We start from the raw sequence: 20,499 nt of genomic DNA on the forward strand, positions 1-20,499 counted from the left end.
TATATCCTGAAAGTCGCGAATACCGCATTCTCTCCCTCTCTTCAAAACGCTTTATCTTGATAGAAGTAATTCGGTGTATCCATTCGATCCTCAAATGACTGGTGAAAGATGTCCGTTGACGCTGGTGACATCGGAGGGACAAGCCATTTCCAATCACCTGTCGCTTCACGGCCGCATTTCGCTTCTTTATTTTGAAAAAGTTGGAACTGTTGGGCAGCTGTGTGATGATCGACGATGCTTACTTTATCTGTTTTATATGAATAAAGTACGGCCTGATTCAGTTCTACAAGGGCACGGTCTTTCCAAAGGGAGGCATGACGTCTGATATCCAACCCCATTCCTTCTCCAACTGGTGGCAATAGGTTGTAACGAGAGTCGTCAGCTAGATTTCTTGCCCCAATTTCAGTTCCCATATACCATCCGTTAAAAGGAGCCGCGGTATATTCCAGACCGCCAATTTCAAGACACATATCCGAAATAAACGGAACGGCATACCATTTTAGCCCAAGGTATTCGAACCACTCATACTCAGGATGACGAAGCGGGACTTCGAGCACCTTTTCTTTCGGTATAGTAAACCATTTAGGTGGATCGTTATTGATTTGTATAACGAGCGGAAGAACATCGAAGCTCCCACCCTTGCCCTGCCAGCCTAACTCTTGGCACTTTTTTGTAAATTCAACTGAGGCCGGATCACCTATAATCTGATTTCCCTCTTCATACCCAGCATATCGAACAAGTTGATGATTCCAAATGCGGATTTCCTCGTCTTGCCGCTTCGGTTTAAATATCGATATAGTCGAACGGATTTTACCTCTATTTGTAGCGTAGTCCATATGAGCAAAGAGGGCATCACGTATCTCCTCTTCCTCCCCAACTTCACGCTGGTCAAAAACTTTTAAACCATCCCAAAACAAACGTCCAATGCAGCGATTGCTGTTTCTCCAGGCCACTTTAGCGCCATACTCAAGTTCTTCATATGTATGATGATAGGTTCCTGTAAGATCTATGGCCTCTTTCACTTCTCTTAATCTTTCGTCGATATGTTCATTCATTTTGCCAAGTTCTTTATGACACTGGCAAATAAATGTTTCAGCCTCCTGCCATAAACTAGTACTCAAAACGGATTGCCTCCTGTGCTTTGTGATTTCATTTATTTTACCACATCTAATATACCTTTATGGGTATACAGGGTTTTTTAGCAAAAAAAGCACCCACATCAGTGGAGTACGCTGAAAGAGAGACTGACGTTTGTTAATTTTTATAAGGAATGGTGGGGTCCGTTATAAAAAGAGAAAGGTGGCTGGGGAAAGACGAGACTCCTGCGGAAAAACTGGCGCGTCGAGACCCCGCAACGAAGCGAGGAGGCTTGGGAACAAGGAAGTTCGATTAAGAACGATGACAGAAGAAGTTCGGCTAAATCGAAACGTCCTGTTTCAACGCCGAACTACCCCACGTCGTGTGGGGTATGTACCAACATCGAACGACCTCACATCGTGTGAGGCCGCGGAAAGAGCGAGTCGTTCCCTGACCCCTGGCTCCGTTTCTAACCTTTATTCCAGATAACGGCTCTTTAATTCAATAACTACATTCCTATTATTCCTGCGATCATCTATTACATTATATAGTGAGTTTCCTTAATGGAGTGGGTCATCTTCTTTTTTTACTATACACAGACTTTTTAGTGGCCTCCATCAGTGGATGCTTCTTACTTATTCAAAAAACAAATCAAAGATATTGCTGCCTTTTGATGCGTACCACCCAAAGGTATCACTTTGCCCGACGAGCCACTTGCTGAATCGGATCCCATACACTGTTATAAGGGGGTGAATACGCGAGGTCAAGATCGATGAGCTCATCAATGGTCATATGTTGATAAATGGCTGTTGCTAGTACATCAATCCGTTTATCTACACCCTGGTGTCCGATGATCTGGCCGCCTAGCAACTTCCGTGACTGCTCATCGTAAATTAATTTCAGGGTCATCGGGTTGTCTTTTGAGTAATATCCGGCCTCATGTGTCGATTCAATCGAAACGGTCTGATAAGAAAAATGCTCTTCCTCTGCCTCTCGTGATGACAAACCCGTCCGAGCAAGTGTCAGATCAAAGAATTTCAGAATCGATGTACCTACAATCCCATGATAAACTCGCCGTTTATCAATCATATTTAATCCCGCAACTCTCCCTTGTTTATTTGCATGAGTCCCAAGCGGCACATAGTCCGGACGCTGCTTCACACGATGGAACTGTGTAGCACAGTCCCCGGCTGCGTAGATATCCATAATGCTCGTTTCCATAAATGCATTGACTTCAATCGCCTGATTATAACTCGTGTAAATTCCCGTTTCGTTTAGAAATGATGTATTCGGCGCTACCCCTACAGCAGCTAAGACTAAGTCCGTTTCATATTCTCCCTTGTCCGTGATAACACTTGATACCTTATTGTCTTCCCCGGAAAACCCTTCAACCGATTCACTAAGCAAAATCTCCACCCCTTGCTTTTCCGCTTCTTCATGTATTAATTCACTCATATCTTCGTCAAAAATCTTTCCTAAACGGTCCCCGCGATCAATCATCCGTATCTTTTTTCCAATGGCAGCTAAATTTTCGGCCATTTCAAGGCCAATATAGCCACCGCCGATGATGGCAACTTGATCCACATCGTCCTGCAAATCATCCATGATTGCCTTTGCGTCGGGAATCGTTTTTAACGGGTGAACTCCTGAAAGGTTCTTTCCTTCCCATGGCGGCAGCACCGGATCTGCTCCCGTAGCAATTAGTAAACGATCATACGACTCCTCAAACTTCTTACCACTGCTATGATCGATCCCATAAACAATTTTGTGCTCACAATCCACCTCCATAACTTCATGCAACAATCGAGCGTCAATCCCGTACTTTTCACGAAACGTCTCAGGCTTTCTTGCAATTAAATCATCAAACGAATCGACATCCCCGGAAAACACATACGGCAATCCACACTGACCGTATGAATAAACCTTTCCGCGTTCAAGAGTGACAATTTCATTATCCTCACTATTTCGAACAATTTGCATAGCAGCACTCATACCGGCAGCATCACCGCCAATAATGACAAATTTCATTCTTACACGCCCTTTCATAGTTTCTATTGTTATTATACCCTTCTATAAGTCCAACAAATTCACGTTCACTTTACAAATCACCGCCCACGCGTTAATATGACTTATTAGACTTTTCTAAAATCTCTTGCAAAGGTGTGATCATATGAGGAACTTCCCTCAGTCTGAAACCCTCAAGCGGCTGCCAGATCAATTTTTTGCTAAACTTGTTAAAAAGTTGAATACATACCAAGAAAAAGGCTACGATGTGATTAACCTTGGTCAAGGCAATCCTGATCAGCCCACACCAGATCACATCGTTCAATCGTTACAAAAAGCCGCTGAAAACCCTGTCTATCATAAGTATTCGCCATTCCAGGGATTCGATTATCTGAAGGAAGCAGTGGCTCAATTTTATAAACGAGAATATAACGTGACGCTTGACCCTTCATCTGAAGTGGCGATCATGTTCGGGAGCAAAGCCGGGCTTGTCGAGCTCAGTCAATGCTTCTTAAATCCAGGCGACATGGCTCTCGTTCCTGACCCGGGCTATCCTGATTACTGGTCAGGGTTGGCGATAGCGGATGCGGTGATGAAGTCCCTGCCACTTCTCCAAGAAAACGACTTTTTGCCGGATTATAATGGACTGGATAAAGAAACATTAGAAAAAGCCAAGTTAATGTTTTTGAATTACCCTAATAATCCAACAGGTGCTGTCGCCTCTGAAGAGTTTTTCAAAAAAACAATCGAGTTTGCTGACCAGAATGATATATGTGTCGTCCATGACTTTGCTTATGGGGCAATTGGATTCGATGATCATAAAAAGCCGCTCAGTTTTATGCAAGTACCAGGTGCTAAAGACATAGGTGTTGAAATCTATACGATGTCAAAAACATACAATATGGCGGGATGGCGGGTCGCTTTTGCTGTTGGAAATCCGAGTGTGGTCGAAGCGATCGAGAAAATTCAAGATCACTACTATGTGAGTTTGTTCGGGGCGATTCAGGAAGCCACGGCCACTGCCTTGCTTGATTCACAAGAGTCGGTTAAAGAATTACGTGAAACTTATGAATCGAGAAGAAACATCTTAATAGATGGGTTTAAAGAAATAGGCTGGGAACTCATGCCATGTAAAGGCTCTTTCTTCGTATGGCTGAAGGTGCCTGAAGGTTTTACATCTCAATCCTTTGCTGATGAGTTGCTCGAGCAAGTTGGGCTATTCGTTGCTCCTGGTATAGGCTTTGGTGCTTACGGAGAAGGATATGTCAGAATTGGTCTAAACAACTCTAAGGAAGATCTACACGAGTCCTTACAACGGTTTAAAAAATTCCATCAACAATACTAGAGTCAGAGCGATGATCGCTCTGACTCTATTTATCACTCATTAAAATGGAAATTCACGATAGCCACTCATAACACCGATCGTCTTGACTGTCGTAAATTTATCGATCGCAAAGGGGCCGCCAAAGCGTCCTAAACCAGACTGTTTTTCCCCGCCAAAGGCGACGTGACCTTCATCGTTTACAGATTGATCATTAACATGAATCATACCCGTTTCGATTTGTTTCGCTACCTCAACACCACGGTGGACATCTTTAGTAAACACAGATCCGCCTAAACCATATGGTGAATCATTGGCCACTTGAATGGCTTCTTCTTCATTGGCAACTTTAATGACTGCAGCTACAGGACCAAAGATTTCGTTTTTAGCAATTGGCATCTCATTCGTAACATTTATTAACAAGGCAGGCTGCATCAAATTCCCTGATCCCTCTCCACCGACAATTCTTGTAGCCCCTTGTTCCATACTCTCGTTCATGTCCTTTTGAATTCGTTCGGCGGCCTCCTGATTAATGAGCGGACCTACAACCGTTTGTTTTTCAGCAGGATCCCCAGCCTGTAATCCTTCAACCTTTTGCTTCAAGGCTTCCACAAATTGATCATGAATCGATTCGTGAACAACGATACGGTTTAAGGCGATACAAATTTGCCCCTGGTGTAAAAACTTACCGAAAGCAGCAGCCTGGACTGCTTTTTCAATGTCAGCATCCTCAAGCACGAGCATGGCATTATTTCCGCCTAACTCAAGAGCTGTATCTTTGATATGCTTTCCTGCCAGTTCTCCGATATGACTGCCCACTTCCGTAGAGCCGGTAAATGAAATAAGTTTCGGTATTGGATGAGTGACGAATGCATCACCGATTTCAGACCCTCGCCCGACGACAGCATTGATAACCCCTTTGGGGAAACCAGCCTCTTCAAACAGCTCGGCAAGAAGCAAGCCTGCCGTAGCCGGTGTACTTGATGCAGGTTTAACCACAACCGTATTACCTGTTGCAATCGCAGGGGCGATGGACCTCATCGCTAAATGAAACGGGAAGTTCCACGGCCCAATGACACCGATCACTCCCTTAGGTGTGCGATAGATACGGTTTTCTTTTCCCGGTATATTCGATGGTAAGATCTGACCATCCATTCGAGTTGGGAAAGAAGCGGATTCTCGTAGTATGCCATACGCTGATTGAAACTCGGCTTCCGCTTTAATGAGCGTACTACCAGATTCTTTCACCAACCAATCAACAATTTCATCCTTACGTTTAGTCATAACCCCAAGTAGAGCATCAAAGTAAGCCTGCTTCTTCCCAGGTGTAACCCTTTGCCAATCTTTCTGTGATGCCTCAGCAGCTTTATAGGCTTCATCCAAGTCTTGCTCATTAGCAGATTGGATGATTGCGATCGTTTGATTTGTATAAGGGTTCACGTTTTCGACTGTTTTTTCGCTTGAACCAGTCTTCCATTCCCCATTAATATATTGTTTCGTAAATGTTTGTGGACTCATATGAGCACCCTCCATGTTATAAATAGGTTACAGAGATACCTATTCCACCTATTTACCTGTGGCAAACATCACCTAACTACTATAACTTCATCACCATATCTACATGCGGAATGTCATCTTCGAGATATACCTCAGATATTTCCTCAAAGCCAAATGACCCATAAAAGTAGCGTAAATGTTCCTGTCCATGCAACGAAATCTTCGCAACATTTCCTCTCTGCTTCAGGGTATCAATCGCTCTATTCATTAGATCTCTTGCATACCCCTTGCCGCGTGCCTTTTTAGTAACGAGGACACGACCGATTGCGTCATATTCATCACTGGTTTGCGGCGGGACAATCCGGCAATAAGCGATCATTTCACCATCATCCTCAAGCCATATATGTACGCATTCATCGTCACGCCCATCTACTTCTTTATACGGGCAATTTTGCTCCACTACAAAAACATCCGTTCTATGCTCTAAGATGGTGTATAACTCGTTCGTTGTTAGCTGGTCAAATGTCTTCTGTATCCATTTCATAATCATTCTCCTTAGTTGTAGAATACTTTTACTATACAAAAACTCTTTATCACCTCAAAGAATCCCGCTCAAAATTCGAGTTTGAATCACACCAATAAGGGAAAGCTAGCCGTCTCTACTTAAAAAGGAGCCATATTGGTCATGCTCACAAAGTTACTACCCATACCAGTCAGAAAATACTTGGAAATGTCCAAACGGCAACGTAAGCATGAGGTTCAGTTAACACTCTGGCATATGCCTCTTTTGTACATACTCTTCGCACTTGTTCTCGTTGCGATCACCCTATTTTTAGATCTATATATTTTTAGATCTATATGTAGAAGTCTCACAGTACACCTTTGAACTTTTAAAAATGGATGCCTCCGTAACAAGAATGCTCGTCAGTACACTGATTGGTGGCATCCTCACTCTCAGTGCCTTTACACTCAACTCCTTGCTCGTTGTGTTAACTACATTTAGCGGGCAATTCTCGCCACGGATGCTGCTGAACTTCATTTCCGACAAGCATACACAACATGCACTCGGTATTTTTAATGGCAGTTTTATTTACGTTCTCGTCGTCTTCTTATTTATTGGTAATTCATCAAAAGAAATGTTCACAGCAACACCAACGATTACAATTGGTCTTGCTTTTATAGCCTCCATCACCTTTATCTTTTTTATCAATCATGCGACAACATGGATGCAGGTTCACAATATTACCTACAGTATGAAACAGGTTTCTAAAGAGATGATTAACCAAACCCTCCGTAAGGATTTAGAAGCCCATCGGACGAAAGAGAAGGGCGACCTAATGGAGGAGGAAAGGAAAAACGCACAATCCATCACTAGCAAAAAATCCGGCTACATTCAGCTTGCCGACTACCGCACTATGATCAGAGAAGCAAGAGAAGATAATATTATCTTCAAACTTCACTATAAGGTTGGGGATTATATCCTTGAAGGAAATCAAATCATAAGCTTTTGGGGCCAAATACTGATAATGTAAATGAAGAAAAGTATATTAAAATGATTGAAATAGGTCATAAGGAAACAGAGATTCAAGAGCTGCAAATGGGAATGCATAAGCTGGCTGAAGTCGCCATCAAGGCGATCGGAAATGATGATCCAAAGACTGCCTCTAACACCATTAATCAAATGGCTGAGCTTATGCTGACAGTAGAAGACTACATTACATTCACACCTTATTTAATAGATAATTTGGGACAAGTACGAGTAATCCTTCAATCAGAGAGCTTTGATTATTATATTTACCGGGGGTTTGGGTACATTCGACATTATGCAAAAGGAAATCATTTGATCATTACAGAGATTGTCCGTGCCTTAGCCCTTGTGGCAGAGTCGATTGATGAATCTAAACACGAATCATTATGGCAATTTGCATGCAATACACTTGACCACACGGAACGAGAAGTTGTTTATGAGCTGGATAAGACCTTTCTTTTACAGGAGGTTCATAAGCTGGCCGAACTTACGGGTAACCTTGACGATTACAAGGACATTGAGAGGAATTTTTATCCATTTGCCAATGAGAATACGTAATGCTTATTAAAGCCTGACTTTTGTCAATTTTTAAACGTTCATTCACTGAGATTTATTTCCTTAAACCATCGTATGATTATCGTATGATTACCGTGCTCCACGCACTTTACCATTAAAAAGAGCTGCCAGCTTTTTTGCTGACAACTCTTTTCGTGTTTATAAATCCAATTTTTCCGGCGTATCATTGCCACTATTCATTAACCGAATGTTCTCCGGATAAATTTCAAGTACAATATATTCTGGATCCTCTTTCCCGGTGAACCAGCGTTCCATGTGATTATTCCATAGCCAGTTTTTCATTTTTTGATCATCACGAATCCTCGCTTGCCCCTCCACTTCAAGGTATACGTCACCAACCCCTTCACCCTCATATCCAATCAAGATATGAACGTTAGGATTAGCCTCAATTTCATCCGCTTTATGTGTTTCTCTATTCGTCGGAGTGTAAAAAGTAAATTCATCGTCGTTTGAAAAAGTCATAAATCTTGAGTGTGGCTTGCCATTTTTAACCGTAGCGAGTGTACCTATACGGTGTTGCTCCATTATGTCAAAAATTTTCTTCTTAAGTTCTTTTTGATTCAATGGTATTCTCCTTTCCACTTGGGAGCTTCTTAGGTAGTATTCCTGTACTAGGGAATAGATAAACATACCGAAACCTTTTTTACTCACTTGCTTTTGCTTTGTTCTGTTCCTTTTAAACATATATAATTAAGAAAAGGAGTGACAGCCTCATGCGAAGTGGAAATCCCGTTTTAAAGGATAAAGCTTTTCAAAGATCTAATACTGGTGCAACGATGTCTCTTGGGGAACAGTGGCAAAAACCTTCTTCCTGTTTCTTTTCTTGCTAGGCTCAGCATTTTACACATGGCATCAATTTTCCCAAGGGGTAAATGTCAATCTCATGATGATCATTGGAGCCATTGGGGGATTAGTTTTTGCTTTGATCACGGTCTTCATTCCAAAAGCAGCTCCCATTACTGCACCTATTTATGCAACGCTTGAAGGATTTTTTATTGGAGGAATTTCTTCTTTTGCTGAAGCTAACTATCCGGGTATTGTCATTCAGGCGGCTTCACTAACCTTTGCTGTTATGGGTGCACTGCTCTTTCTATATGCTACGAGGGTGATTAAGGTAACAAAGAACTTTAGATTAATGGTTATCTCGGCCACTCTCGGTATATTCCTCGTTTATATCGTTAACTTTGTGTTAAATATATTTTTTCAGGCAAGTGTACCTTATCTTCACTCAAGCGGTCCAATCGGAATTGGAATTAGTTTAATTATCGTTGCGATTGCAGCATTAAACCTTGTGCTTGATTTTGATTTTATTGAAAGAGGTGTCGATAGAGGGGCTCCTAAACACATGGAATGGTACGGGGCTTTCGGACTAATGATTACCCTCGTTTGGTTATATATCGAAATTCTGCGATTATTACAGAAATTAAGAAGATAATATTAATCAGTTCCTTTATAAAGGAACTGATTCTTCATTTATATTACTTTTGTAACAATTGTAATGGTACTGTAATATAAATCCTGAAAATATGTTAAACTGAAGAAAGAACACATCAGGAGGAAAGTTATGCGCAATCCTTTTTTTTATCGCCAAAGAAAATATATTTTCATCCCCATCTTGTTCTTTCTGTTAGGTAGTTCCCTCTTTTTCCTTAACTCTACACCTACACGTTCTGAAGATACCACCCAGATGACACCAACCGTTTTTATTCATGGGTTTAAAGGTGGGCCCGGGACGTTCAATACCTTACTTGATCGGTTTGAAGAAAATAATTGGGGAACTAAGCAGATGGTTATACACGTGTCTTCCTCAGGCAATGTACAAGTTCGTGGAAGTATCCCCTACACGATGAACCCTTTTATTCAGGTTCTTTTTGAAAATGACCGTGCGAGTATAAGATCTCAAACATTTTGGCTGCAGAAGGTAATGTGGACGTTAAAAGAGGACTATGGGATAAGCCAGGTTAACCTTGTCGGCCACTCTATGGGAGGGCTTGCTTCAACAAACTTTTTATTAAATAACCAACGGGGAAGTTTTCCTACAGTGAATAAACTGGTCACCATCGGCAGTCCGTTTCTGGGAATTGAGCAGGAAACTTATTTTGCTACAAATACCGGGGCAGCCACGGTCGACTTAAAAGTGGATTCTAATGCATTAACGTCTATGATGGAGAATAAGGAAAAAATCAGCCCAAAGGTTGGTGTGTTGGCTATTGCAGGCGTAATTAATCAAGAAGCTGCTCCTGCTAAACAAACGGACGGCCTTGTATCCAAACAAAGCGCGCTGGGGCTTAGCTATATCATCCCCGCTGTGAATTATCAGGAAAGAATTTTCTTCAATGAAGCCGCGACACACTCTGGCTTACACGAATTTGCCGAAGTGGACCAAGCAATCGCACAATTCCTCTGGAACATCCAAAGCGAGCAAGACATTTAAAGAGGTTTTTGCGTATTTGAGGGAGCTTTGGCATATTTAATTCGTTTTATGCACGATTTGAAGTGATATATGCTGATTCACAAAAAAATTCACTAAACTAGGAGACCACTCAATATTACAATTTTCTTCAGCGGCAAGAGTTAAGAGCCGCTGTTTAATTGGGGTTATTTGGATGACCTGAGGTGGAAGTAAAATCCACCTCAGGTCATCCAAATAATGGGATTTAAAGTTCTTGGTAATGTTTCTGGACGGTTTCGGCTATGGCGCCCATGGTTTGTTTTTTGAATGAATTAGCTACAGCCGTGTAAGCTGGATTACAATAGTAAAGGGCGCCTTCCTGGTTTTGATCCTCTCGATATCCTAACGATTTTAACTTTTTTGCGAGCTCATACGGAATTGCTGTTAACCCGGTTTTCTCTACAAAATACTCGCCAGGATATATCTTCACATCAATATCATCAGGTCCAGTGGAAACAACGAATAAATCAGTGGGCTGTTGAGTCATCCATTGACCTTTAGAGTACAACGAAATTCTACTTCTTTCTAAACCAGATATCCCCTCTAGATTGATCCTAAATATATCAAGGATCAATCTTCTAATTTCCGAGGGGGAAATTTTTTCACCATAGTCTTGAAGATATAGATCCATGGCTTCCACCTTGGTTAAAGATGCAATATAACTGTCTGTTGCTGCTGAAGCTTCTTTATTTAAAGCTGAACGAATTCCTTTCATCACTTCATTTGAGTACATCAATCTTCCTCCTGCTCCCTTTAAAGTATTTCAGACTCTTCCATTATACAAAACTTTCCTATGATTGTATTTTCAGTAATGTCTTATATTGCCCCCATCCTCCAGCTAATACAAGGGTCATCACAGTTAAAAATAATCCAATCCCTCCCATTTGTGAAAGCAGCCAACCACCAATAAACGGCCCAACTGATCGAGAAATATCCCAGTGTGTACCGAATATCGCAAAATATCTCGCTCTTCCGTTAGCTGGAGCCAGTTTGCTAATCGTTCCCTGTAAGTGGTTTAAGCTAATCATTGATGCAAGGCATAACAGGATCTGCGCCACCACAAGAGCAATGATATGTTGTTCTAATCCAAAGATGAATGCGGCCATCGCATATAAGATATAGCCAGACCCAACTACCTTTTCAATCCTAAATCTGCTGGTTTGATTTACGATTACGACTTCCAAAAAAAGATAAACGACTCTCCCCACTGTTTCAAGCAAGGCAAAAATTAAGAGGTAGTTCACAAAATGTGCTTCTAAATATATCGGCCAATTGGTTTCCATCTGTGAATGAAAGAAACTAATTGGCAGAGCGCCTGCCATCATCCATAGTAACAAACGGGTCGGCCTTTTGTTATCAGGAGAAATAATCTCTTTGTCTTGGGACCCTTGACCACCCTTGTCGTTTGACTCTGGAAGATATTTTACACATAGCAATAAGTATAGAAACAGGAGTGCCGCCGCGAACAGGAATAGACAGCTCCTCGATACTTGGAAGAACAACGCCCCAACAACCGGAGCTAATAATGAACCTAAACTCTCCGCCATTCCTAATATCGCAAACGTTTCAGCTTGTTTTTCCATATGAATTAAATCTGCAATTTGTGCTCTTGCCACCGGGACATAAATGAATCGTCCGAAGGCATTTAGTACACCAAGAGTAGCAAACATCCATACCGTTTCTGCAAAAGCAAAACCCGCAACGGCAATGACTTGCAAGCTGAGTGAGGTGAAAATAATGGGACGCCTCCCCATCGAATCCGCCCATTTTCCGAGTGTTACGGTAAGCAGAATCTCGCTCAGCGGTTGCACGCCTATGATTAGTGTAGTAAGAACAAGGTTTCCGCCAAATTCATTGTACATATGTAACGTTAAAAATGGCAGCAGGATGACCGATATAAATGCTATAATGGCATGACCAACTGTTTGAATCCAAACAATGGGTTGAACACTTTTCAAGTAACGAAGCATGGCATGAATGACTCCCCCATTTCTTAGAATAAATTGATCATAATAAATTGGGGCCGGACATACTTTTCAATTCTTGCTCCTTATTTGAGCAAATCTTGCTAAGGTGGTGACGAACATGGAAATGAGACTTGATTTGGTCCATACGGGTTTTATTCATTTTGACTTACAGAATGGAGAGGCAGACGAAGTACATACACACGATCACTTTCAGTTAAGCGTGCCTCTTAACGGGGATCTTTTGACACATCACAACGAGAAACCCCTGTTGCTTCCCGGACATGAAGGTTTATTAGTTCCACCATCAGATTCTCACCAGCACGAAGCCACCGACCTTCGAAAAGAAATTCTATTAATTAGTGTCAGTGAGGAGATTTTGCGAAGCGTGTACGAGAGAGAAACAGGTCATTTCATTGATAATATCGCCTTTTATACAAGGCAGCCTACTTCAAGTGAGTTGCTGCAAGAAGTTAAAAAGATTTATCAAATAGCTGCTCAAGATGGTATCACGTCCGCCATTGATTTAGAAGAGCAGTTCGCTCGTATTTTTCTTAATTACACCTCCGGAAATCATTCCGAACGGTGGAGAGGAAGATCTGTACCAGGGATTCAGGAGGAAATTGCGAAAAGAGTACAGGAGTACATTCAGGCCTTTTACTATAAACCACTCACTCTTGAACAAATGGCTTTAGGAACAAATATTAGCAAGTACCACCTTCATCGCTGCTTCTCGAATGAAACAGGGCGATCCCCCATTGAATACTTACATCTCATTCGATTAAAAAAAGCCAAAGCACATTTGTTGAGTGGTCAAAGCATTACGCAGACAGCCTTTGATGTAGGCTATCAATCCCTCAGTACTTTCAACCGCGCCTTTAAAAAATTTAATCATTGTACGCCAAGGGAATACATGAAAGCTGCTGCTAAAGAAATCAAATTTTAATGAAAACCAATCCCGGGCATGCTTATATCCCGGGTTATTGATTGGAAATATATGTATGACCTGAGGTGGAAATAAAATCCACCTCAGGTCATACATATAAAGGAAGTCAGGATTAGAATTTAATTCTGTCTTTATATTTCTCGACAAGGGTTTGGTTGTGCTGTTCGACACCGTCTATGTTGCCGCTCAAGAAAATCGGAGGATCTTCCCCTAACTCTTTTAAACAAATGATCGTCTTTGCAAATAGATCTTGGATGAGAGCTGTCCCAACCACGGATGAAGCAGGTGCAAATGCCTCGGCAATTCCTTCCTTTTCTATAGTTGAATCCCCAACTGGCACTTGGGTATCAAGAACGACATCGACTACTTGCTCTAGCCTCTTCCCCGAAGGATGTCTCGATGGCTGTGATAAGGTATATTTCTTTGACATCAAGCCGATCACGTATGCCCCTTTTTCCTGACCAAACAAAGCAACATCAATCGGTGCAGGATTACGGCCAGAGGTGGAGATAACAATCACCACGTCGCCTTCCCGGATATCCTCTTCAAGCAAATAGTCATCTACAAAATCAACTGTTTTCTCCTTTATACTTGACCGAACAGCCCCTGATGAAGCATAAGAGGCTCAATTGTAATCGGCCGAACGGGCACTAAGCCGCCTGCCCTGTAAAAAGGCTCCTGTGCAAGCAAGCCGGAATGTCCACAGCCAAACAAGTGGATAACTCCGCCTTGTCTAAGCTGTTCAGCAATCGCCCCACCGATAGAAGTAAGCTGCCCACTTGTCGATGCGTGGAGGTTCTTAAGCTGTTCGGCTACCTTCAATAAGTAATCCACAAAAACCCTCTCCTTAAGCGCGGTAAATATCACTAATAAATTTGTAACGGTCGGCTCGGTAGGACGATTTAACAACTTCAAAAGGTGTTCCATCTGTTAAGAAGCTGTTCCTCTCAATATGCAAAATGGCAGACAAAGCAGATACGTCTAGCAAGGAAGACTGATTCTCATCAGCAGTTGTTGCTTCAATCATTTGACTCGCTTTCCCAATCTTTAGTTTCTTCGTTCTTTCAATATAATCATATAACGATCCTTGGACAACGCGTTCACTTAGTCCAGGAAGCATGGCGACAGGAATAAAGGTCGTTTCAATCGCCATTGGTTTCTGGTCAGCATAGCGGATTCTTTGTATTTTATATACATCTGCTTTTTCATCTATTTGTAATTTACGGGCAATATCAAAGGGAGCAGTTATTTTTTCAAAAATCAACAGTTTACTGCTCGCGTCCATCCCTCTTGACTTCATATCCTCTGTGAAGCTTGTCATCCCTTGGAGAGGCTGTTCGATTTTCTTATCTGCAACAAACGTCCCTCTCCCTTTTTCCCTAAACAAAACACCTTCGTTCACCATGTTTGTGATCGCTTGTCTGACTGTCATGCGACTTACTTCATAGGTTTCAGAAAGCTCACGTTCAGAAGGAATCATATCTCCTGCACGGTATTCATCTTCAGCTATTCGCTGTTTAATCTCTTCTTCAATCTGATAATACATCGGGAGTGGTGACTGTTTATCTATCATAAAAAAATGTCTCCTCTCAAAGCTCAAGCTTTCCATAAGCTTGTTCATCAACAATTAACGTCACATCATCATGATCTTTTAATGCAGAAGCTGGAAAATTTTCATTTGGTTCATCTTCCAGTAAGCATTTTATGGCTTCGGCTTTCCCTTCCCCTGAAGCTAGCAATACGATTTTTTTACTTTTTAAGATGGACCTGATCCCCATCGTAATTGCTTGTTTAGGGACATCATCAATCGAAGAAAAGAACCTGGCATTAGCTGTTCTTGTTGATTCAGCTAGATCTATGATGTGTGTTTCACGATCAAAAGGAGTACCAGGTTCATTAAAGCCGATATGTCCATTTTGTCCGATTCCAAGTAACTGTAAATCAGGCGGTCCTATTTCTTCAATTAACCGTTCATAGCGCTCACACTCATCGGTAAGATCATTTGTTTTCCCATTAGGTATAAACGTATGACCAGGGTCGATATTAATCGAATTAAATAAATGGTTATTCATAAAGAAATGATAGCTTTGAGGATCTGATTTGTCCAATCCAACATATTCATCCAAATTGAGCGAATAGGCTTGATGATAATCAACAGACCTGCTTTTATGCCCTTCAATTAATTCTCTATACGTGCCAAGAGGTGTCCCCCCTGTTGCTAAACCAAGGACAGAATTTGGCTTGCTGTTCACCTGACCTTCAATATATTCACAAGCCTTCTTGCTTAAGTCATTATAATCCTTCATTACGATGATCCTCATGCTGTATCCCTCCTGCGATCATGTGTGACTACACCACGGCACACCGTCATCACTACATTAAAATCCTCATCTAATAGGACTAAATCTGCATCTTTTCCTACGGCAATGCTCCCTTTTCGGCCCTCAACCCCTAGTTGACGAGCTGCATTCGTTGAAGTAATACGGACGAGATCTTCTATCTTCAAGTTCGTATTTTGTTTCATATTAGAGACAGCTTGTTCTAATGTCAAAATGCTCCCCGCCAATGTCCCATCAGGTAAACGAGCTTCATTTCCTTCCACGTTCACATTCTGCCCGCCTAGATCATACGTGCCCTCTGGAAGACATTTCGCTCTCATAGCATCTGTAATCAAAATTGTTCGATCTGCCTTTGTATGTTGGTAGGCTAGTTGAACCGCTTCAGGTCTTGCGTGTACATGATCGACAATCATTTCTACCATTAATTTTTCATTTAAAAAGGCTGAACCAACGATGCCTGGTTCGCGATGATGCAATCCGCTCATCTGATTGTACAAATGAGTAATATGCCGGGCACCGGATTGTACCGCTTCTGTTACTTGGTCAAAAGTAGCTGAACTGTGACCAATAGAGGCCACGATCCCATTTGTACTTAAGTATTTAATCAGTTCAATACCGCCTGGGGCTTCAGGAGCTAGGGTTACAAGCCTAATGTTGGCATCACTCTCCTCCTGCCACCGATCAAACTGCTCAATAGAAGGTGGAACAATGTGTTCTAATGGCTGGGCACCCGCTTTTTCCTGTGAAATAAATGGTCCTTCTAAGTGAACACCCAGGATTTCAGATTGCCCTGCTGCTTTTTGTCGTTTCATGTATTCCCCAACCGTTTTTACTGCCCGGGAGATATTTTGTTTTGATTGCGTCATCGTGGTAGCCAAAAAACTCGTTGTTCCTTCCTCAGGTAAACGAGCCGCCATGCCCGCAAGCGCCTCTTTGCTTGCATCCATCACGTCATGCCCATCAGCCCCATGGATGTGGACATCAATAAAACCTGGAACGATCGTCCAGCTTTCACCTTCCCCATCAATAACAGAATCAGCTCCCCCAATAGGGTGATCGGATATAACACTAACCTTTCCATTGTTCACCTGCAAACAACCAGATTTAATGGTTTTTGCTTCCGTTATAATCTTTATATTTATAAATTCAATGGTTTCGGACATGGTCCCACTCCCTTGTCAGTAGTTTAGGGAGAAGCTGATTGGCTTCTCCCTGACATTTAATGAACAGTAATAATCCCTAGTTCACCTTTTTCCTGTTTCCCTTTTTTAAGAAGATGGACGGTTTCACTTTCTAAGTTCGTAAAAATGACTGGGGTGACTACAGAAGGAGCCTTCCCTTTCACTAAATCTAAATCCACCCGTATAAGGGGATCCCCTTGCTTAATTTGTTGCCCGGCCTCAACAAGGGTTTCAAACCCTTCGCCTTTAAGCTGTACTGTGTCAAGACCAATGTGAATAAGAATTTCCAAACCGCCTTCTGTTTCTAAACCAATCGCATGTTTGGTTGGAAACACTTGAACAACCTTTCCTTTAATAGGTGACGTGAACGTGTCACCTTCAGGATCAATGGCAAAACCCGGCCCCATCATCTGTTGTGCAAACACTTCGTCTGGAACATCCTCAAGCCGCATAACGAGACCTGTGTTTGGCATAACAAAATCAGTCTCAGTGAGCTGACGGCTGCCATGGGAGGCTTCTTCTTGTGTTTCTTCCTTATTAACCGCTTCGGGCGTGGCTTCACTGCCTTGTTCCATTCTTCTTCTCATCGCATCCGCCAAAAATTCGACCGTTGTTCCTACGATGACTTGCAAGTTCTGCTTCCCGACTTTCATTACTCCACGTGCCCCGTACCGCTTCAATGCTGTTTCATTTACTTTGTCACGATCGGACATTTGTAAACGAAGTCTTGTCGTACAATAATCCAATGATTTAATATTCTCAGGTCCGCCAAGAGCTTCAAGATATTGATAGGCTTTTGCTTCGTAATCATTTGTTGCCCCTTCAGGCTGGTGACCTACTGCTTGTGTTTCTTCTACTAAATCTTCGTCCTCGTCTTCTCTTCCTGGTGTTTTTAAATCAAGCTTAATAATCAGGAAGTAGAAAACAACAAAATAGATAGCACCTAAAACTAGTCCTATTATAATCAACATGAATGGATTCTCAGCAATACTATAGTTTAGTAAATAATCGATCAGCCCTGCTGAAAAGCCAAAACCGTGCCGAATATCCAGCATATAGGCTGCAACCATGGATACACCTGTCAATAAGGCGTGTACCAAGTAAAGCAGTGGTGATAAGAACATAAACGTAAATTCAATCGGTTCAGTCACACCTGTCAAAAATGCTGTCAGGGCAATACTTAACAACATTCCACCGACGGCTGCTTTACGATGTTTCTTAGCAGCTGCATACATCGCTAGACAGGCAGCTGGCAAACCAAACATCATGACAGGGAAAAACCCTGCTAAGAAATGTCCTGCTTCAGGATCTCCATTTAGGAAACGGTTGATTTCACCTCTAACCACTTCTCCTGTTTCCGTTGTAAAAGTACCAAAATCAAACCAAATTAATGTATTCATTACGTGGTGAAGTCCTACTGGAATAAGTAAGCGGTTCAGAACTCCATACACACCAACACCAAGTTCACCAGCATTTAATATCCAGTTCGCTGTTGCATCAAGCACATTTTGTGGATAGACCCATAAATACCCAAACACAAATGAGAGGGCAACCATAACGAGCGACGTTATAATCGGGACGAATCTTTTGCCCCCGAAGAACGATAGAAACTCTGGAAATTTAACATCGTGGAAGCGGTTGTATAACATTCCGGCAACAACACCGGAAATAATACCCGAGAATACTCCCATGTCAATATTTTCATTAATTGCTCCAATACCACCTTCAAGAACTAAAACCCCGACTGCACCAGCAAGGGCAGCAGCTCCGTTTCCATCCTTTGCAAACCCCATCGCAATACCAATCGCAAAGATCATGGAAAGGTTGGTTAAGATTCCATTACCCGCTGCCGTAACAAACGGAATATCAAGCATGTCCTCCATACCAAGGCGCACAAGGAGTGCGGCCGCTGGCAAGGTTGCAATTGGGAACATTAACGATTTACCAATTCGCTGTAAAAAGTTCAACATTGTAAGTCCACCTCTTTATTTATTAGAAATGATATGAAAACGCTTCATATAAACACTGTATCATTTATATATATAGTTGTCTATACCAATATTATCATTCTATAGTCATTTCCGAAATTTACATTTTAGTTACCCAGGTAGACCTTCCATTCTTACTATGGGGTCACGTGACAAGGACAAGCAAAATTCCCGATAAAGGGTCATGTTTCAAAAAGCTTTACATACGTATTTATAGAAGCCGACTTGGCTGGAAAGGAGAGAATTGCTATGAGCGACGAAAGGAATAACAGGAAAGACGATAATCTCTTTAAGAAGACTTCCCAGGAAGCCACAGACTTATTTGGCCATACTGTGGATACATCAGGGAAGATCATCAAGTCCGTTTCTGGAGAAGGAGGACTTGTTGGGAAAACGGTTGATTCTTCAGGAAGAATTCTAAAAGGAACCGCCGGAAAAGCAAATGATGTGATTGGAAAAACATCCGAGGCACCAGGGAAGTTTTACAAAGGGGCTAAGAGCAGGTTTCGTAAAAAAGACGAGGGACATAAAGGGTCAGATGATAAGGAAGACTAAAATCCATATGTGAAATGGTCCTTGCGAACGAACCCATGGGGGTTACACCTTGGGTTCGTTTTTTCTTTTGTCTGACTCTTGGCCCCAGTCTTCCAGCACAAGTTCATGGTTAATTACGACCCCAGCTTCATACCCCTCTCCTACAGCACCAGCTAGCCCTACGAAGGCATTTTTGGCATCACCAATAACATATAGCCCCTCTACACCTGTCAGCCCATGGTCATCGGACTCATATCCTCCTCGCTCATTTTTCGGAACTCCCAGGTCTTTTGGAATAGCAGAGGCTTGTTTTTCTCCTGTATCCACGAGAAACCCACCTGTTCTATGAAACATTTCCCCACTCTGTACTAAGACCTTCTCTAACTTCCCTTTGGTTGATTGAAGTTTTGTTATTGGAGATTCTACAACGAGAATATTATAGTCGATAAGTTCTCGCTTCTGACAGTCATCAAAGCGTGGAGTTCCATTCGTAAATACGATAAGATCTTTACTCCAATTATAAATTAATTTTGTAAAATCCACTGCTTTTTCCTCCCCTCCAAACACTGCTAAGGGTTCTTCTCGCCGCTCCCATCCATCGCAGTATGGACACGGGAAAACGGACTTCCCGTAGACATCTCGTACCCCTGGTATGTCAGGCAGTTCTTCTATCATCCCTGTTGCCATAATCACTCTCCTGCTTTGAAACATGTTTCCTTTTTGAGTCCATACATTAAATGTGTGACCTTGTTGCTCCACCTTCTCAACCACGTCCTCGATACACGAAACGTTCCTATATTCCGTTAATTGCTGTTTAGCAATGGTCCGTAGTTCCTTTGGTTTGATTCCGTCCCTAGTGAGATAGCCATGTGTTTTAAACGTAACACTATTGCGAGGGTTACCCTCGTCAATTACGACTACCTTTCTACGTGAACGCCCTAATACAAGTGCAGCGCTCAGCCCTCCAGGGCCCCCTCCGACTACTACAACATCATAAATAGCTGCTGTCATTTGCTCATCTCCTCCCCTTTTCCGGATTAAGACTCTCTAGCTAGTTTTGTTCAGAAGAGTGGGTTCTATCCTATTTGGAAA

The 20,499-nt window shown here is 42.1% G+C and carries 18 protein-coding genes and 2 pseudogenes; 7 read left to right on the forward strand and 13 right to left on the reverse strand.

Annotation, left to right across the window (positions count from 1 at the left end; translation table 11 throughout):
• Positions 1-41: 41 nt before the first annotated feature.
• Together MUO15_RS11800 and MUO15_RS11805 are read right to left on the reverse strand one after the other, a co-directional pair.
• Entirely contained in the window at positions 42-1,121 is a 1,080-nt protein-coding gene (locus MUO15_RS11800) for a nitric oxide synthase oxygenase (protein WP_256464123.1), read from the reverse strand.
• Between the two features lie 649 nt (positions 1,122-1,770).
• Positions 1,771-3,105, reverse strand: coding sequence for an FAD-dependent oxidoreductase (locus MUO15_RS11805; protein ID WP_245029484.1), 1,335 nt, complete (start codon positions 3,103-3,105; stop codon positions 1,771-1,773).
• Between the two features lie 142 nt (positions 3,106-3,247).
• Here MUO15_RS11805 and MUO15_RS11810 point away from each other — a divergent pair, with 142 nt between their 5' ends.
• The gene (locus tag MUO15_RS11810) at positions 3,248-4,426 is read left to right on the forward strand and encodes a pyridoxal phosphate-dependent aminotransferase (RefSeq protein ID WP_245029485.1); all 1,179 of its coding nucleotides are present in this window, start codon (positions 3,248-3,250) and stop codon (positions 4,424-4,426) included.
• 39 nt (positions 4,427-4,465) lie between these two features.
• Here MUO15_RS11810 and MUO15_RS11815 read toward each other — a convergent pair whose 3' ends face one another.
• Positions 4,466-5,920 carry an aldehyde dehydrogenase family protein gene (locus tag MUO15_RS11815; RefSeq protein WP_245029486.1) on the reverse strand — a complete coding sequence of 485 codons (1,455 nt, stop codon included), beginning with the start codon at positions 5,918-5,920 and terminating at the stop codon, positions 4,466-4,468.
• Positions 5,921-5,999: 79 nt separating this feature from the next.
• Positions 6,000-6,443, reverse strand: a complete 444-nt coding sequence (locus MUO15_RS11820) for a GNAT family N-acetyltransferase (RefSeq protein ID WP_245029487.1) — start codon at positions 6,441-6,443, stop codon at positions 6,000-6,002.
• A 352-nt stretch (positions 6,444-6,795) separates the two neighbouring features.
• On the opposite strand from MUO15_RS11820, the gene MUO15_RS21680 reads away from it, so the two are divergent.
• Positions 6,796-7,431, forward strand: coding sequence for a DUF2254 family protein (locus MUO15_RS21680; RefSeq protein WP_256464124.1), 636 nt, complete (start codon positions 6,796-6,798; stop codon positions 7,429-7,431).
• Positions 7,432-7,451: 20 nt separating this feature from the next.
• A complete protein-coding gene (locus MUO15_RS21685; protein WP_256464125.1) occupies positions 7,452-7,985 on the forward strand; it encodes a DUF2254 family protein in 534 nt (177 codons plus the stop codon).
• A gap of 156 nt (positions 7,986-8,141) precedes the next feature.
• Here MUO15_RS21685 and MUO15_RS11830 read toward each other — a convergent pair whose 3' ends face one another.
• Entirely contained in the window at positions 8,142-8,567 is a 426-nt protein-coding gene (locus MUO15_RS11830; protein ID WP_245029488.1) for a pyridoxamine 5'-phosphate oxidase family protein, read from the reverse strand.
• 149 nt (positions 8,568-8,716) lie between these two features.
• Here MUO15_RS11830 and MUO15_RS11835 point away from each other — a divergent pair.
• Positions 8,717-9,438 (forward strand): annotated as a pseudogene (locus MUO15_RS11835) (Bax inhibitor-1/YccA family protein).
• Between the two features lie 129 nt (positions 9,439-9,567).
• Positions 9,568-10,437 (forward strand): alpha/beta fold hydrolase, encoded by an 870-nt coding sequence (locus tag MUO15_RS11840; RefSeq protein ID WP_245029489.1) that lies wholly within the window; start codon positions 9,568-9,570, stop codon positions 10,435-10,437.
• Positions 10,438-10,660: 223 nt separating this feature from the next.
• Here MUO15_RS11840 and MUO15_RS11845 read toward each other — a convergent pair whose 3' ends face one another.
• Entirely contained in the window at positions 10,661-11,188 is a 528-nt protein-coding gene (locus MUO15_RS11845; RefSeq protein ID WP_245029490.1) for a hypothetical protein, read from the reverse strand.
• A 58-nt stretch (positions 11,189-11,246) separates the two neighbouring features.
• The gene (locus MUO15_RS11850) at positions 11,247-12,425 is read right to left on the reverse strand and encodes an MFS transporter (RefSeq protein WP_245029491.1); all 1,179 of its coding nucleotides are present in this window, start codon (positions 12,423-12,425) and stop codon (positions 11,247-11,249) included.
• A 115-nt stretch (positions 12,426-12,540) separates the two neighbouring features.
• Between MUO15_RS11850 and MUO15_RS11855 the strand changes: the two genes are divergently transcribed.
• Positions 12,541-13,365: a helix-turn-helix domain-containing protein gene (locus MUO15_RS11855; RefSeq protein WP_245029492.1), complete on the forward strand. Its 825-nt coding sequence runs from the start codon at positions 12,541-12,543 to the stop codon at positions 13,363-13,365.
• A 112-nt stretch (positions 13,366-13,477) separates the two neighbouring features.
• On the opposite strand, the pseudogene MUO15_RS11860 reads toward MUO15_RS11855, so the two are convergent.
• The 5 genes and pseudogenes from MUO15_RS11860 to nagE all read right to left on the reverse strand — a co-directional run bounded on the left by MUO15_RS11860 (position 13,478) and on the right by nagE (position 18,855).
• Positions 13,478-14,292: pseudogene (locus tag MUO15_RS11860) on the reverse strand (SIS domain-containing protein).
• Positions 14,213-14,938, reverse strand: coding sequence for a phosphonate metabolism transcriptional regulator PhnF (phnF, locus tag MUO15_RS11865; protein WP_245029493.1), 726 nt, complete (start codon positions 14,936-14,938; stop codon positions 14,213-14,215). Before phnF ends, MUO15_RS11860 begins: the two are co-directional and overlap by 80 nt.
• Positions 14,939-14,954: 16 nt before the next feature.
• Positions 14,955-15,686, reverse strand: a complete 732-nt coding sequence (nagB, locus tag MUO15_RS11870; protein ID WP_245029494.1) for a glucosamine-6-phosphate deaminase — start codon at positions 15,684-15,686, stop codon at positions 14,955-14,957.
• Positions 15,683-16,867, reverse strand: a complete 1,185-nt coding sequence (gene nagA, locus MUO15_RS11875) for an N-acetylglucosamine-6-phosphate deacetylase (RefSeq protein ID WP_245029495.1) — start codon at positions 16,865-16,867, stop codon at positions 15,683-15,685. Before nagA ends, nagB begins: the two co-directional genes overlap by 4 nt.
• A 56-nt stretch (positions 16,868-16,923) precedes the next feature.
• Positions 16,924-18,855, reverse strand: coding sequence for an N-acetylglucosamine-specific PTS transporter subunit IIBC (gene nagE / locus MUO15_RS11880; RefSeq protein ID WP_245029496.1), 1,932 nt, complete (start codon positions 18,853-18,855; stop codon positions 16,924-16,926).
• Between the two features lie 267 nt (positions 18,856-19,122).
• On the opposite strand from nagE, the gene MUO15_RS11885 reads away from it, so the two are divergent.
• Positions 19,123-19,428, forward strand: coding sequence for a hypothetical protein (locus MUO15_RS11885; protein WP_245029497.1), 306 nt, complete (start codon positions 19,123-19,125; stop codon positions 19,426-19,428).
• Between the two features lie 42 nt (positions 19,429-19,470).
• On the opposite strand, the gene MUO15_RS11890 is transcribed toward MUO15_RS11885, so the two are convergent.
• Positions 19,471-20,418, reverse strand: coding sequence for an NAD(P)/FAD-dependent oxidoreductase (locus MUO15_RS11890; RefSeq protein ID WP_245029498.1), 948 nt, complete (start codon positions 20,416-20,418; stop codon positions 19,471-19,473).
• Between the last annotated feature and the right edge of the window lie 81 nt (positions 20,419-20,499).

Source organism: Halobacillus amylolyticus (assembly GCF_022921115.1).
GTDB classification, from domain to species: Bacteria; Bacillota; Bacilli; order Bacillales; family Halobacillaceae; genus Halobacillus_A; species Halobacillus_A amylolyticus.

Bases quoted from the DNA above. Each gene is read 5' to 3' on its own strand.
- MUO15_RS11890 (WP_245029498.1), bottom strand. From the start codon at position 20,418: ATGACAGCAGCTATTTATGATGTTGTAGTAGTCGGAGGGGGCCCTGGA.
- MUO15_RS11810 (WP_245029485.1), top strand. From the start codon at position 3,248: ATGAGGAACTTCCCTCAGTCTGAAACCCTCAAGCGGCTGCCAGATCAA.
- nagA (WP_245029495.1), bottom strand. From the start codon at position 16,867: ATGTCCGAAACCATTGAATTTATAAATATAAAGATTATAACGGAAGCA.
- MUO15_RS11845 (WP_245029490.1), bottom strand. From the start codon at position 11,188: ATGTACTCAAATGAAGTGATGAAAGGAATTCGTTCAGCTTTAAATAAA.
- MUO15_RS11850 (WP_245029491.1), bottom strand. From the start codon at position 12,425: ATGCTTCGTTACTTGAAAAGTGTTCAACCCATTGTTTGGATTCAAACA.
- MUO15_RS11855 (WP_245029492.1), top strand. From the start codon at position 12,541: ATGGAAATGAGACTTGATTTGGTCCATACGGGTTTTATTCATTTTGAC.
- MUO15_RS21685 (WP_256464125.1), top strand. From the start codon at position 7,452: ATGATTGAAATAGGTCATAAGGAAACAGAGATTCAAGAGCTGCAAATG.
- MUO15_RS11805 (WP_245029484.1), bottom strand. From the start codon at position 3,105: ATGAAATTTGTCATTATTGGCGGTGATGCTGCCGGTATGAGTGCTGCT.
- MUO15_RS11840 (WP_245029489.1), top strand. From the start codon at position 9,568: ATGCGCAATCCTTTTTTTTATCGCCAAAGAAAATATATTTTCATCCCC.
- MUO15_RS11820 (WP_245029487.1), bottom strand. From the start codon at position 6,443: ATGAAATGGATACAGAAGACATTTGACCAGCTAACAACGAACGAGTTA.
- nagB (WP_245029494.1), bottom strand. From the start codon at position 15,686: ATGAGGATCATCGTAATGAAGGATTATAATGACTTAAGCAAGAAGGCT.
- MUO15_RS21680 (WP_256464124.1), top strand. From the start codon at position 6,796: ATGGATGCCTCCGTAACAAGAATGCTCGTCAGTACACTGATTGGTGGC.
- nagE (WP_245029496.1), bottom strand. From the start codon at position 18,855: ATGTTGAACTTTTTACAGCGAATTGGTAAATCGTTAATGTTCCCAATT.
- MUO15_RS11815 (WP_245029486.1), bottom strand. From the start codon at position 5,920: ATGAGTCCACAAACATTTACGAAACAATATATTAATGGGGAATGGAAG.
- phnF (WP_245029493.1), bottom strand. From the start codon at position 14,938: ATGATAGATAAACAGTCACCACTCCCGATGTATTATCAGATTGAAGAA.
- MUO15_RS11885 (WP_245029497.1), top strand. From the start codon at position 19,123: ATGAGCGACGAAAGGAATAACAGGAAAGACGATAATCTCTTTAAGAAG.